Consider the following 14,365-nt stretch of genomic DNA (forward strand, 5'->3'; position numbering starts at 1 on the left):
TATAAAATAATGAGTAGAAAAAACATTCCGTCTGAAAAAAAAGAACTGGAAAAACTGATCACAAACTACGAGGCTGCAAAAGCCGAAAACAGACAACTCTATCTGGATGGAGACCAATTGGCTGATATCTCTGATTGGTATGCCTCCAGAAGTAAATTTGAGGAAGCGCAAGAAGCCGTCACTTACGGACTTCAATTACATCCGGGAAACACCGACCTGCTAGTGGAACAGGCATACCTTTATCTGGACACCCGGAACCTGCAGAAAGCAAAACAGGTGCTGGATTCCATCACCGAAGCGTATGATCCCGAAGTGAAAATGCTGAAGGCTGAATTGTTACTGAATGAAGGGCAACTCGAAGAAACCCGGTCACTATTAGCTACCATTGAAGATGCGGACGAACTCGGCAGAATCTGCGAGGTTGTCTATCTCTATCTGGAGATGGGATATCCCGATATGGCAAAAGAATGGATGGAAAAAGGGGAGAAAACATACTCTGAGGCAAAAGAGTTTATGGCTCTCCAAGCCGATTACGCATTAGCCACCCAACAATTGGACTCAGCAATCAAGATATACAATCAATTACTTGATATAGAGCCTTATAATACCCCTTATTGGACAGGACTGGCAAAATGCTACTTCTTCCAATCAAAATGGAACAAGGCTATCGAAGCCTGTGATTTCGCATTGGCAGCCGATGAATCTGACGGAGAAGCATATACCACCAAGGCACATTCCTTTTTCCAACTGAACAACTTCGACAAGTCCATCGAAAATTATAAGAAAGCGATGGAATACAAGGCCGTCTCCCCCGATATGGGCTATATGTTCATCGGGCTGTGTTACAGCGCCAAAGAAGATTGGGAAAAAGCGAATGAGTATTATGACAAAGTAATCGATTTTTTAGAAAAAAACAATGGTAATGAGTCTGCTTTATCAATAGACATTTATACCAATAAAGCAAATGCCTTAGCCGAATTGGGAAGATACAAAGAAGCACATCAGACTTGTAAGAAAATAAGCAAAATCCATCCGAAAGACGCGACAATCCTCCTGACCGAAGGCAAAATCTACTTGCTGGAAAGGAAACTTGAAAAAGCCAGAATCTGCTTCATCAAGTTATCGGATATAGATTCCAGCATAGATATGTATTACATGATAGCCTGTGCCTATATGGAGAACAACTATGAGATCGAAAGTCAATATTACTTAGAGAAAGTATATGCTCTTGATCCGAAATTTGAAGACGTTGCGGAGAAATTGAGCGTTTGCAGTCTGGCTTACGGTGACATAGAAAGTTTTTTCAAATATAACAACGACTGCGCGCATCCGGTCACAGAGGAAGCCCTTGCGGGTTTGATAAATTATGCGTGTCAGAACGAAGAACAACGGAAAATATTCAAGAAGATACTGGCACGTATGAAAAAGGAGAAAAAGGAGAAAAAGGAGAAAAAGGAGAGTAAGAAAAACAAAGGAAAATAATCATCAATTTAATAAACCCTAGCCCTAAAAATCATGGAATCAGTAGCTTTTATCCAGTGGTGTCTGGATCATTTGAATTATTGGACTATCACTTTATTAATGACTATCGAAAGTTCCTTTATCCCTTTCCCTTCGGAAGTGGTCATCCCGCCGGCAGCATATAAAGCCGCAGTCAACGACGAGCTTAATATCTATCTGGTGATTTTGTTCGCTACCATCGGAGCCAATATCGGAGCATTGATTAACTATTTTCTGGCAAAGTGGTTGGGACGCCCTATCGTCTATAAGTTTGCCAACAGCCGTTTCGGGCATATGTGCCTTATTGATGAAGCCAAAGTGCGCAACGCTGAAACTTATTTCGACAAACATGGTGCGCTTTCCACATTTATCGGCCGACTGATTCCGGCTGTCCGCCAATTGATCTCCATACCTGCCGGACTGGCACGGATGAAGTTGACTACTTTCTTGCTATACACCACTTTAGGAGCAGGATTGTGGAATGCCATTCTAGCCATTATCGGCTACCACTTGTCCAAAGTGCCGGGAATCGAGAGTGAGGAACAGTTGATTGCCAAAGTAACAGAATACAGCCACGAAATAGGCTATGGCTTCATTGCCCTCGGTGTGTTTATCGTTGCCTTCCTGGTTTATAAAGGAATGAAGAAGAAATAAACTTCAAAACATAAAACGCAGATAAACGCGGATTTTCGCAAATAGAAATAATCTTTTGCGTTAATCCGCGTTTATCTGCGTTTAATCCTAAGCAATCATCCCCCTGATTTACAGTGCAGCCAATGCCTTATCGTAATCAGGTTCCTGCGTAATCTCCGGCACAAGTTCCGTATAGGCCACTTTGCCATCCTTTCCGATCACTACCACCGCACGAGCCAACAGCCCTGCCAACGGACCGTCCGCCATGCGCACTCCATAGCTTTCGTCGAAATCGGAGAAACGGAAATCAGACAATGGAATCACGTTCTCAATACCTTCCGTTGTACAGAAACGGCTATGCGCAAAAGGAAGGTCTTTGGAGATAGCCAATACCACCGTATCTTTCAGTCCGGCAGCCATCTTGTTAAATTTGCGTACCGAAGTAGCACAAACACTGGTATCCAGACTTGGGAAAATATTCAGAATCACATTCTTGCCATTCAGATCTTTCAATGAGAAAGAAGACAAATCTGTTTTTACCAATTCAAAGTCGGGAGCGACTTTACCTACTTGTATAAATTCACCGATCAGTTTTACCGGTTGTCCTTTGAAATTTGTTGTTGCCATAATGCATATCTATTTAAAAATTACTTTATATAGAAACAACAATTACCCAAAATATGTTCACGGAAAACCTTTTCCAAATTGAATTTGTTATCTCACAACGAAATTATTCTAGTAACAATTTAAAATAGAAAATGTATGGAAACAGTATTCAATGAGATTCAACATTCAGTAAAGAACTGGTGGACTTCCCTTCTTCTGGGAATCGTGTATATTATCGTAGCCCTTTGGCTCATGTTCTCCCCCGTAAGCAGTTACATAGCTTTAAGTATTATCTTCAGCGTATCTATGCTGGTCAGCGGAATTTTGGAAATCATTTTCGCCATCAGCAACAAGAAAGGTGTTCCCAGTTGGGGATGGTACGTTGTAGGAGGAATCATCGACCTTATTCTAGGCATTTACCTGATCGCTTACCCGATGGTCAGCATGGAAGTCATTCCGTTTATCATCGCCTTCTGGCTCATGTTCCGCGGTTTCTCTTCTACCGGCTATTCCATCGACCTGAAACGTTACGGAACCCGCGACTGGGGATGGTATATGGCATTCGGCATTCTGGCTATCCTCTGCTCATTGCTGATATTGTGGCAACCAGCCATAGGAGCCCTTTATGCAGTCTACATGATCTCTTTCACATTCCTCATCATCGGACTTTTCCGTGTCATGCTTTCATTTGAACTAAAGAATTTACATAAAAGAAAATAAAAATCTTTCGGCACTTACTTTGGTATTTTGTTTATCTTTGTAGGCAATTTACATGAATCAACTAATTAAACAGAAAGAAAATTATGGCAATGCATACATGGTTTGAGTGCAAGATCCGTTATGAGAAAGTAATGGAAAACGGAATGCAGAAGAAAGTTACGGAACCTTATCTGGTTGACGCACTCAGCTTTACAGAAGCAGAGGCACGAATCATCGAGGAAATGACTCCGTTTATCTCCGGAGAATTTACCGTTTCGGACATTAAACGTGCCAACTATAGTGAACTTTTCCCCAGTGACGAAGAAAGTGCCGATCGCTGGTTCAAATGCAAACTTATTTTCATCACGCTGGATGAAAAAAGCGGCGCGGAGAAAAAGACATCCACTCAAGTGCTGGTACAGGCTGCCGACCTGCGCGACGCGGTGAAGAAGCTGGACGAGGGAATGAAAGGTACAATGGCCGATTATCAGATCGGAATGGTATCCGAGACTCCGTTGATGGACGTCTACCCTTACAGTGCCGAACCGAATGACAAACCGGAGTTTGACCCCGCAAAATCATAAATGACAATGAGTATTGCTGACAATTTAAAGCAAGTACTGGCCGAGCTCCCGCAAGGAGTCCGGCTGGTTGCTGTCTCGAAATTCCATCCCAATGAAGCGATAGAAGAAGCATATCAGGCGGGACAGCGTATTTTTGGAGAGAGCAAGGTGCAGGAAATGACAGCTAAATACGAAAGTTTACCCAAAGACATCGAATGGCATTTTATCGGACACTTGCAAAGTAACAAAATCAAATACATGATACCATACGTAGCGATGATACATGGCATTGACACCTATAAATTACTGGCGGAAGTCAACAAGCAGGCAGGCAAAGCAGGACGTACCGTAAACTGCCTGTTGCAGATACACGTGGCGCAGGAAGAAACAAAATTCGGTTTCAGCCCCGAAGAATGCAGGGAAATGCTGGATGCCGGAGAGTGGAAAGCATTGGCACACGTACGTATCTGCGGCTTGATGGGAATGGCAAGCAACACCGATAATATCGAACAAATCAACGGTGAATTCCGTTTATTGAGCAGTCTCTTTAAAGAGATTAAAGAAAACTGGTTCGCCGACTCGGACGTCTTTCGGGAATTGTCGATGGGTATGTCGCACGATTATCACGAAGCCATTGCCTCCGGAAGTACGTTAGTACGGGTAGGAAGCAAGATTTTCGGAGAACGAGAATATAATATTTAACCAATCATTATCACCATGACCGATTTAAAAACTACTTTCGCAGGGCTTTCCCTCAAGAACCCTATTATCATCAGTAGCTCGGGACTGACCAACAGTGTCGGCAAAAACAAGAAGCTGGCCGAAGACGGAGCCGGTGCTATCGTTCTGAAATCACTGTTCGAAGAGCAAATCATGCTGGAAGCAGAACAACTGAAAGATCCAGCTTTCTATCCGGAAGGCAGTGATTACCTGGCAGAGTACATTCGTGAACACAAGTTATCCGAATATCTGACTTTGATAAAAGAAAGCAAGAAGGTATGCCCGATTCCTATCATTGCCAGCATTAACTGTTACAGTGATTCCGAATGGGTCGACTTTGCCAAACAAATAGAAGAAGCCGGAGCCGATGCGATAGAGATCAATATTCTGGCTTTGCAGTCGGACATACAATATACATACGGTTCTTTTGAACAGCGTCACATTGATATTCTCCGCCACATCAAAAAAACGGTAAGCATTCCGGTCATCATGAAATTGGGTGACAACCTGACTAATCCCGTAGCACTGATCGATCAGTTGTATGCCAACGGTGCGGCGGCTGTTGTTCTCTTCAACCGCTTCTACCAGCCGGACATCAACATTGAAAAGATGGAGCATATCTCAGGCGAAGTATTCAGCACTGTTGCCGACCTGGGCACTCCTCTCCGTTGGATCGGCATCGCATCTGCCGCAGTAGACAAGATCGACTATGCAGCTTCCGGTGGCGTGGCTAACGCAGAAGCAGTAGTCAAGGCTATTCTTGCCGGTGCTTCAGCCGTAGAAGTTTGCAGCGCGATCTACCAGAATACAAACGCATTCATCGGCGAAGCCAACCGCTTCCTCTCCGCATGGATGGAACGCAAAGGCTTCAACAGCATTGCACAGTTCAAAGGCAAGCTGAATATCAAGGATATTCAAGGCATTAATACTTTTGAACGTACACAATTCTTGAAATACTTCGGGAAGAAAGAATAAAGATTAAAGGAAGAATTCCTTTTAAACGAAGAATAATTTTGAATGAAGAATGAAGAATTATCTGCGCTCTAATGCTGCATAGTAAATTCTTCATTCTTCATCTTTTAATTTTTAATTTCTTCTACAGCAGGTTACTTGCCAGCTCGCTTAGCTCGCTCCGTTCTCCCTTTACCAGGTTCACGTGCGCAAAGATTTTCTGGTCTTTCATACGGTCAATCATATATACCAGACCATTGGACTGGCTGTCCAGATACGGCTGGTCAATCTGTTGGATATCTCCGGTAAACACCATCTTCGTACCTTCTCCCGCACGGGTAATGATGGTCTTTATCTCATTCGGTGTCAGGTTTTGCGCCTCGTCGATGATGCAATACATTTCGCTCAAGCTGCGGCCACGTATAAATGCCAAAGCCTCAATGACCAACTGTTCACTTTTCTGCATATCTTCTATACGCTTCACTTCAGTAGAGTTGGCAGCAAACTGGCGTTTTATCACGTTCAAGTTGTCGAATAGCGGTTGCATATAAGGAGCCACTTTCTCCTGCGCGTCTCCCGGAAGGAAACCTATATCTTTGTTGGAAAGCGCAACGACAGGGCGTGCCAGCAGAATCTGCTTGTAATCGGTCAGTTTGCCCAAAGCGGCAGCCAATGCCAACAGCGTCTTACCCGTTCCCGCCTTTCCGGTCAACGCTACCAGCTTCACATTCGGATCATTCAGAATCTCAAAAGCAAAACTCTGTTCCGCGTTGCGTGGTTCGATTCCGTAATTTTTACCCTTCATCACCCGGCAGATAGAATGAGTAAAAGGATTGTAACGTGCCAGCACCGTATTCCGGTCACTCTTCAGTACGAAACATTCGTTAGGATGAATCAGATCCTTAAAATCAAATTCACTCAAGTCGATACCCTCCTTAGAAGAATAAATACGGTCAATCAATGCCGGATCTATATTTTCAAAGATTTCATTGGATTTCTCAAAGACATCCACATTCACCACCTTGTCCGTGATATAATCCTCGCACAGCAGACCGATGGAACGCGCCTTCATACGCAGGTTCACGTCTTTGGTCACCAATACCGTTTTCATTTTCGGATATTTGGAGGCAAGAAACTCGGTTGCCGCCAAAATAAAATGATCGGGCTTCTTCGCCGGAAAAGCAGCCCATACTTCGGGAGCCTCCACCTGACCGGTCACCACAAACAGGCGTCCCAAGCCTTCGCCCAGCTTCACTCCTTTCGAGAAAATCTCGTCACTCGTCAGCGTATCCAACTCACGCACAAACTCACGGGCATTGAAATTAATCTGCTCGTTTCCTTTCTTGAATTTATCCAACTCCTCAAGCACGACAAGGGGAAGATAAATATCATTTTCCTGGAAATTCTTCAAGCAATTATAATCGTGAAGAATAACATTGGTGTCTAGCACAAAATTTTTCTTAGTTCCCATGATTTCTTAGATTTAAATGTTGATATTTGCAATCTCAATTCGTCAACCTCACTTATCGCAGTCCGGTTGACGGTTCTAAAGATAAACAAATTAGCGGGCAATAAAGATCGCCCGGCGTTAAATATTATAAAACATGGACTATCAGAACACTTTAAAGTACTTATATGAAAGTGTACCTATGTTTCAGCAAGTAGGGAAAGAAGCATATAAGCCGGGATTGGAAACCACACAAAAATTAGACGAATATTTCGGCCATCCTCATCGACAATTCAAAACGATACACATTGCGGGTACGAACGGAAAAGGCTCCTGTTCGCATACTATCGCCGCCGTATTGCAATCGGCAGGCTACCGGGTAGGATTATTCACCTCCCCGCACCTGGTGGACTTTCGCGAACGCATCCGCGTCAATGGCGAAATGGTGCCCGAAGAATACGTAGTTGACTTTGTGGAAAAGCACCGTCCTTTCTTCGAACCTCTCCAACCTTCGTTTTTCGAGCTCACCACCGCTATGGCATTCCGTTATTTTGCCGACAGAAAAGTAGATGTAGCCGTTATCGAAGTAGGAATGGGCGGACGTCTGGACTGCACCAACATCATCCGTCCGGACCTATGCGTCATCACCAACATCGGTCTTGACCATACCCAGTATCTGGGCGGTACACTCGAAAAGATCGCTGAAGAAAAAGCCGGAATCATCAAGGAAGGCGTACCGGTGGTTATCGGAAGAGCCAGAGGAGCGGTGAAAAAAGTATTCTCCGCAAAAGCGGAGGAGATGAACGCCCCCATCACGTATACGAAACAGACTGCCGCGGGCAACGACGTCGCTATATATAGCTATCCGGAATTACAGAAAGAAAGGAACAACTTTTACGAAATGACGCGGCAAGGTCTCGAAATGTTCAAAATGCTACAAGACAAACACCGGAAAAATGAGAAGTCTCTGGAGAAGTTACTGTCTACGTTCAATCTGGACAATGCCCTACGCGCGATGGACAGAATACTCGACAAAAGAAAAAGCGCGATAAAACTCAGCAATAATCATTTTCAGGACGGTATTTTTCTGGAGCTCACCGGTCTCTACCAGGTCGAAAACGGCTTTACTATCCTGACCGCCCTTGACGAACTGGTGAAAATGGGATACCACATCTCACCCAAGAACTATTTCGAGGGCTTTTCCAATGTATGCGAACTCACCGGACTGATGGGACGCTGGCAGAAAGTGTACAGCTATCCGGATATCATCTGCGACACCGGACACAATGTCGACGGAATCAAGTATATCTGCAAGCAGCTCGAAGCTATCCGGGCAAACGACGGAAAAAAGATCCATATCGTATTCGGTATGGTCAATGACAAAGATATCAGCGGTGTACTGAAAATATTGCCGAAAGACGCCACCTATTATTTCACCAAAGCCAGCGTGAAACGCGCGCTTCCGGAGAACGAGTTGCAGGAACTGGCTCAGAAAGCCGGATTGAAAGGCAACGCTTACCCCACTGTGGTAGAAGCGGTGCAGGCGGCAAAAAAAGACTGCCCCCCGAAAGACTTCATCTTTGTGGGAGGCAGCAGTTTCATTGTCGCCGATCTGTTAGCGAATCGCGATACACTCGATCTCTACTAACGCGTTCTTTGGCAGAGCTTTTACGGCAATCGCCGAGCGTGCCGGGAAAGTTCTGTCAAAATAAGTGACATACACACCATTCATCCCCGCAAAAAGGGACATATCCTGAAGAAACACGGTGGTTTTGACAATGTCGTCCATTGTCAATCCCGCCTCTTCAAGAATGTACTTTATATTTTCCAACGACTGGCGGGTCTGTCCTTCTATCCCTTCCGCCATCTGCCCCGTAGCGGCGTCAATAGGCAACTGTCCGGACACATATACCACTCCGCCCGCTTCCATCGCCTGGCTGTACGGACCGATAGCTCCGGGAGCTTTCTCACAGCAAATTACTTTTTTCATATTTCTATAATTGTTATTTATATAAGGCACAAAGTTATAGAAATATTCTATCCCCTCTCATAAAATATCGTTTTTAATATATCCATCCGTCTCTTTTATTTTGGCTTTTCCAATATAAGTAGATTTCTCTCATTGATATCAGAAAACGAAACATAAACAAAAAACCTCCTGTGAAACGAATCTCACAGGAGGTTTTTTATTATTTGTTCGAAAAGATTATTCCGCTTTTTCTTTTGCAGGAGTTTCAGCAGGTGCAGGAGCAGCTTCAACCGGTTTTTCAACCTTTACATCTTCTCTTGATACGTTTACCGTAACGTTGACAGCAGAAGGTTGTCCCTGGTAAGGCATACGGTTCTTCGGGTCAGCACCATATTGGTTAGGACCTACAGTACCGTCAGCAAACAACATATAAAGTCCGAAAATAGCATTCACGATAGGAATGAACATCAACAGAATCAACCAGCCGGATTTATTCAAGTCGTGCAGACGCTTCACACCCTGTGCCAGAGAGAACCACACAGAAGCAACCAAAGCAGCAAGACCGATCAACAAGCCGAATACGGAGCCACCGGCAGAACCGCTGGAAGCACCAAAAATAAAAGTACCTACACCCAACAGCATAGCGATCCAAGTTACTATACCACCAACAATACCAGACAGGAAATATTCGATTCTACGAATACGACCGTCAAAAGAAAAAGGAGCTTTGAACATAATTTATAAAATTTATATTAATAAATAAGTGAGTTGTTCATCGTGCATTTATTACATGGAAGCAAAGTTATAAAAAAAATAAAATAAAAAAAGTTCTTTAAGGAAAAGAATAAAAAAATAACCGAATCCCGTGCAGTATTTCCTATTTTCCTGCATTTAACCTATGAAACAAAGAAAAAGTAGCAAATCAAACCATGTATCATTAACCTACAACCTGAGCTTGAACAGAAGGGGGAAATTAAAAGAGAAAGAGAGAGTTTTTTTTAATTAACGTCCCCAAATGAAAGGGGAAGGTTTGAAACCTTCCCCTTTTCCCTTTCATCAAAATCGAGGGTGTCAAAATGAACTGCAGTATTTTTGAATCAGCTCATCCACATTCGGATCTCCCAGTTCCTTAGCTTTCTTAAAGTTCCCGCAAGCCTCGTCCTTCTTCTGCAACTGTATCTGACAAAGCCCCAACAAGCGATAGGCTTCGGCATATTTCGGATCTGTTTTCAGCATGTCATTCAGAATACGAACCGCCTCTTCATAACGGCCTACGCGCAAATTCACCACTGCGTGTTCCGCCTGATAAGTCAAGTCGGCAGGATTCAGCTCGATAGCCTTAGCGATATCATCCAACGCACGCTGATACTGGCGGGCTTTCAGTGCCGCCTGCTCACGGTAATAATAGAATACATCATTCACTTGTCCTTTCACTGCGGTATGGTAGGCGTCATAATCAAGCATGGCATTCCGTGCCTGACCGGCCGCCATATTCATTTGCGCACGTTCCAGCAGATAAGGAGCCAACTCAGCGGTTATCGGCTGCGGACAACGGGCAATGCAACTATCCATCAATGTCAAGACCTCTTTCGGGTCGCTTTTCATCAATTCCTTTGTCTTGGCGGCACTGAAGAAGGTAGCGGGAGAAGCAAGATTGCTGGCGTTTACTTTCTCATAAGCAGCCAAAGCACCTGCATAGTCTTGCTTGGCAAACAGGATATCGCCTTCCATCTGAATGTAAACAGGCAACGGATCAATAGCTATCGCCTGACGGACATTCTCCAAAGCGGTATCATACGTCCAATCCTTATACGTCTTTTCCGGCTTGGACAGCTGGTAAGAATACATCATCTTACCTATATTATAATATGCATCGTCTTTCTTCTGAGCCACCTTCAACGCGCGGTTAAAGTCGTCAACGGCTTTATCATACCAAGACTGGTCATCCTTGCCTTTGGCTATATAGTAATTCGCACGGCGGAGATACCCGTCCGCGTTGTTCGGGAACTGAGCGATAAAATCATCCAAGAGTTCTCCATAGTCGTCTCCCGACATCTGAGAGGAAGCCATAAACAAATAGACCAATGCCTGGTCTTCCGTTTCGGGCAATCCCTTCCGGATACCAATGCTTCTCAACGTTGCATCCCCCAGAGAAAGGGCATTGATCTTCTGCGCCATCGCAAAAGCCGCCCCTGCCGCATAACAAGTGGTTATCGTGTCCAGTCCCGACGACTTCTGCGCAATGCCGAACACCTGTCCTTCCGCGTTCATCACCGGACAGCTCACCATCTTGTCTTTCATCCGCATACTCAATGTATAATAATGGTACTCTCCCGCCACTTTGGATACCTCCTTCACCTTGCCTGAAACGCAGGCGATACTCTTCTGCGTGGAATAAGGAAGCATCCACGCATCACTTCCCACTGCCGGAGCAGCAGTCGCCACCACCAGCGCAGGCACTTTCTTTTCAGTAATTCCTACACGGAACTTTATGACATCATACATATCATTCGCTCCCAATATCCGGCTGACCGGCATTTGCTTACCGTCCGCCGTCACGACCACCGCACGCTCCGCCCCCTTGAAAAGAGAAAAATCGGATAATGCCAGTCCGTCTTCGGAGACAAAAAATCCGTTACCGGTATTCAGCATTTTATCATTCTTATCGTAGGTCACGACCGAGAAGACCGCACGTTTCGCCTTCTCTACCCATTTAGGGGTCTGCGCCATGCTTCCCTGCACCAGAAAGAAAAGCGCCAAAGGTAGAATTAAAATCTTCTTCATAATATTACTCATTGTTTCTTTGTTTCACCGCCTCGTAAATCAAGATACCCGCAGCTACGGAGACATTCAATGACTCGATAGTGCCCAGCATCGGTATCTTCACCCATTCGTCGCAGAGCGCCAGGTTATCGTATGACACCCCTGTATCCTCCGCTCCCATAATGATGCACAACGGTCCCGTATAATCAGCTTTCGTATAATCGTAATCTCCCTTTTCGGTAGCCGCCACAATACGGAAGCCGCTGTCTTTCAGATACTGAAGCGTCGAGCGCAAGCTCTGTTCACGACATACGGGAAGCGTATGCAACGCTCCCGCCGATGTTTTCACCGCATCGGCATTTACCGACGCGCTGCCACGCGCGGGAATAATCACCGCATCTACGGCGGCACATTCGCAAGTACGGGCAATCGCGCCGAAATTGCGGACATCAGTCACTCCGTCCAACATTACAAAAAACGGATTCTTGCCTTGCTCAAACAGGAAAGGAACAAGATCCTCCGTCTTCTGATAAGTCACGGAAGAAATGAAAGCGATCACACCCTGATGATTCTTCCGGGTGATACGGTTGATACGCTCCACCGGAACACGCTGAACGGGTATCAGCGTACCTTTCAAAGCTGCAAAAAGCTCTTTGGAAAGATCACTCTGAATATCTTTCTTCACGAGGATTTTATCTATTTCTTTTCCAGCCTGAATGGCCTCTATCACGGCACGAACACCGAAAATCATTTCACTTTTGTCAAGCATCTTATTTATTTACTATTGTACTATATTTACGAATTATTATTTATACATTACCGTAACGGCAATGACACACCGCTAATCGCTGTTCAACAGCGCCTTAGCGTTGCTGAGCGCGGCTTCGGTCAAAGTGGCGCCACTCAACATATGGGCTATCTCCTCCACCCGCTCCTCATCAGTAAGACGGCGGATATGGCTGTTGGTTTCCGTATCGCTATCTTTCTTGTACACCTTATAATGCGCCCGTCCACGAGCGGCAATCTGCGGCAGGTGGGTAATGCTGATCACCTGACGGTTCTGCTCGCCCATCTCCTGCATCATATCCGCCATGCGGTCGGCTATCTCACCGGAAACTCCGGTATCTATCTCGTCAAACACGATGGTCGGCAACTTCACGGCTCCCGCAATCATGGCTTTGATGGAAAGCATGACACGAGCTATCTCACCCCCCGAAGCCACAGAAGAAATATTCTGCAATGTACCGTTCTTGTTGGCGGAAAACAAGAAGCTGACCGTATCTTCTCCCTGCAATCCGGGTTCTTTCTTCAATCCCATCTCCACCTGGAAACGGACATTCGGCATTCCCAACGGAATCAGGCGGGTGGCCAACTGCTTTTCCACCTCACGGGCAGCCTTGACGCGGGCTTTGGTCAGCAAGGCAGCCTGCTGCTTCACCTGTTTGAACTGTTCCTCCTTGCGGGCGGTCCATTCGGCAATCCGTTCATCGTATGAAGTGATGTCGGACAGTTTGACACGGTATTCTTCCGTCAAAGCCAGCAACTCATCAAGCGTCTGTACCCGATGTTTCTGCTGCAAGGAATAAATCAAGTTCAGACGCTCGTTCACTTCCTCCAGCCGTGCCGGGTTGAATTCCACCGATTCACCCTGCGAAGAGATTTCATGCGCGATATCTTTCAGTTCGATATAAGCGCTCTCCATACGTTCCGCCAGTTCTTTGGCAGGCTGGTAGACTTTTTGCAGATTGTTCAGCGTGTTCAGATTGTCCTTCAGATAAGAAAGCAGTCCGCCTTCGTCTGAGGCGAACACCTGCTCCACCCGGTAAAGCCCTGCCTTGATTTCCTCCGCATGGCTCAGTATTTCAGCTTCCTGTTCCAACTCCTCCTGCTCTCCTTCCACAAGACGGGCTTCTTCGAGTTGCTCCAACTGGAAACGGATGTAATCTTCGTCCGAACGGCTTTTCTCGGCAAGCGAGACTAACTCCGCCAATTCGCGTTCCGTCTGTTTCCATCCGGCATAACAGGTGTGGTATTTCTCCAACGCAGTGTCGTTATGCGCCAGAATATCAAGCACATTCAGCTGAAAGCCTTCCTTGTTGAGCAGCAGATTCTGATGCTGTGAGTGCACGTCAATCAACCGCTCTCCCAACTCCTTCACCTGCGCCAACGAAGCGGGCGTATCATTGATAAACGCCCGACTCTTACCGGACGCCTGCACTTCACGACGCAAAATGCACTCTTCATCATATTCCAGCTCATTGTCTTCAAAAAACGGGCGCATCCCATAAGCCGATATATCAAAACGAGCTTCTATGATACATTTAGAAGCTCCGCGACGAATTGACTTCACATCGGCACGCTGTCCGAGCAGCAGCCCGATGGCTCCCAGAATAATTGATTTCCCGGCTCCCGTCTCACCTGTAATAACGGAAAAGCCGGTGTCGAAACTAATATCCAGTTTCTCTATCAATGCGTAATTCTGAATGTATAGTGAACGTAACATTTGAATAAGTT

At 45.5% G+C, this 14,365-nt stretch carries 14 protein-coding genes; 7 read left to right on the forward strand and 7 right to left on the reverse strand.

The window, feature by feature from the left end; genetic code table 11:
- Positions 1–9: 9 nt before the first annotated feature.
- On the forward strand, positions 10–1,482 hold the full coding sequence (locus H8S63_RS09865; RefSeq protein ID WP_186926660.1) for a lipopolysaccharide assembly protein LapB: 1,473 nt from the start codon (positions 10–12) through the stop codon (positions 1,480–1,482).
- 33 nt (positions 1,483–1,515) lie between these two features.
- Entirely contained in the window at positions 1,516–2,154 is a 639-nt protein-coding gene (locus H8S63_RS09870) for a DedA family protein (protein WP_186926661.1), read from the forward strand.
- Between the two features lie 108 nt (positions 2,155–2,262).
- On the opposite strand, the gene tpx is transcribed toward H8S63_RS09870, so the two are convergent.
- Entirely contained in the window at positions 2,263–2,760 is a 498-nt protein-coding gene (gene tpx / locus H8S63_RS09875; RefSeq protein WP_007758280.1) for a thiol peroxidase, read from the reverse strand.
- 135 nt (positions 2,761–2,895) lie between these two features.
- Here tpx and H8S63_RS09880 point away from each other — a divergent pair, with 135 nt between their 5' ends.
- The 4 genes from H8S63_RS09880 to H8S63_RS09895 all read left to right on the forward strand — a co-directional run bounded on the left by H8S63_RS09880 (position 2,896) and on the right by H8S63_RS09895 (position 5,696).
- Positions 2,896–3,459, forward strand: coding sequence for an HdeD family acid-resistance protein (locus tag H8S63_RS09880; protein WP_186926662.1), 564 nt, complete (start codon positions 2,896–2,898; stop codon positions 3,457–3,459).
- An 83-nt stretch (positions 3,460–3,542) separates the two neighbouring features.
- Positions 3,543–4,022 carry a DUF4494 domain-containing protein gene (locus H8S63_RS09885; protein ID WP_007758282.1) on the forward strand — a complete coding sequence of 160 codons (480 nt, stop codon included), beginning with the start codon at positions 3,543–3,545 and terminating at the stop codon, positions 4,020–4,022.
- Positions 4,023–4,028: 6 nt separating this feature from the next.
- Positions 4,029–4,703, forward strand: a complete 675-nt coding sequence (locus H8S63_RS09890) for a YggS family pyridoxal phosphate-dependent enzyme (protein ID WP_022276637.1) — start codon at positions 4,029–4,031, stop codon at positions 4,701–4,703.
- 15 nt (positions 4,704–4,718) lie between these two features.
- The gene (locus H8S63_RS09895; protein ID WP_186926663.1) at positions 4,719–5,696 is read left to right on the forward strand and encodes a dihydroorotate dehydrogenase-like protein; all 978 of its coding nucleotides are present in this window, start codon (positions 4,719–4,721) and stop codon (positions 5,694–5,696) included.
- 121 nt (positions 5,697–5,817) lie between these two features.
- On the opposite strand, the gene H8S63_RS09900 is transcribed toward H8S63_RS09895, so the two are convergent.
- Positions 5,818–7,143: a PhoH family protein gene (locus H8S63_RS09900; protein WP_007758285.1), complete on the reverse strand. Its 1,326-nt coding sequence runs from the start codon at positions 7,141–7,143 to the stop codon at positions 5,818–5,820.
- A gap of 133 nt (positions 7,144–7,276) precedes the next feature.
- On the opposite strand from H8S63_RS09900, the gene H8S63_RS09905 reads away from it, so the two are divergent.
- Positions 7,277–8,767, forward strand: a complete 1,491-nt coding sequence (locus tag H8S63_RS09905; RefSeq protein ID WP_186926664.1) for a folylpolyglutamate synthase/dihydrofolate synthase family protein — start codon at positions 7,277–7,279, stop codon at positions 8,765–8,767.
- Here H8S63_RS09905 and H8S63_RS09910 read toward each other — a convergent pair.
- From H8S63_RS09910 to recN, 5 genes are all read right to left on the reverse strand, one after another.
- Complete coding sequence (locus tag H8S63_RS09910; RefSeq protein ID WP_007758287.1) at positions 8,735–9,109, reverse strand: RidA family protein; 375 nt, start codon at positions 9,107–9,109, stop codon at positions 8,735–8,737. The genes H8S63_RS09905 and H8S63_RS09910 overlap by 33 nt on opposite strands.
- Positions 9,110–9,325: 216 nt before the next feature.
- The gene (locus H8S63_RS09915; RefSeq protein ID WP_186926665.1) at positions 9,326–9,823 is read right to left on the reverse strand and encodes a DUF805 domain-containing protein; all 498 of its coding nucleotides are present in this window, start codon (positions 9,821–9,823) and stop codon (positions 9,326–9,328) included.
- A gap of 336 nt (positions 9,824–10,159) precedes the next feature.
- On the reverse strand, positions 10,160–11,872 hold the full coding sequence (locus tag H8S63_RS09920; protein WP_186926666.1) for a serine protease: 1,713 nt from the start codon (positions 11,870–11,872) through the stop codon (positions 10,160–10,162).
- Between the two features lie 4 nt (positions 11,873–11,876).
- Positions 11,877–12,620, reverse strand: a complete 744-nt coding sequence (gene rlmB, locus H8S63_RS09925) for a 23S rRNA (guanosine(2251)-2'-O)-methyltransferase RlmB (protein ID WP_007748020.1) — start codon at positions 12,618–12,620, stop codon at positions 11,877–11,879.
- A gap of 72 nt (positions 12,621–12,692) precedes the next feature.
- Positions 12,693–14,354 carry a DNA repair protein RecN gene (recN, locus tag H8S63_RS09930; protein WP_186926667.1) on the reverse strand — a complete coding sequence of 554 codons (1,662 nt, stop codon included), beginning with the start codon at positions 14,352–14,354 and terminating at the stop codon, positions 12,693–12,695.
- Between the last annotated feature and the right edge of the window lie 11 nt (positions 14,355–14,365).

Origin of the sequence: Bacteroides sp. NSJ-39 (genome assembly GCF_014287315.1) — a bacterium.
GTDB classification, from domain to species: domain Bacteria; phylum Bacteroidota; class Bacteroidia; order Bacteroidales; family Bacteroidaceae; genus Bacteroides; species Bacteroides finegoldii.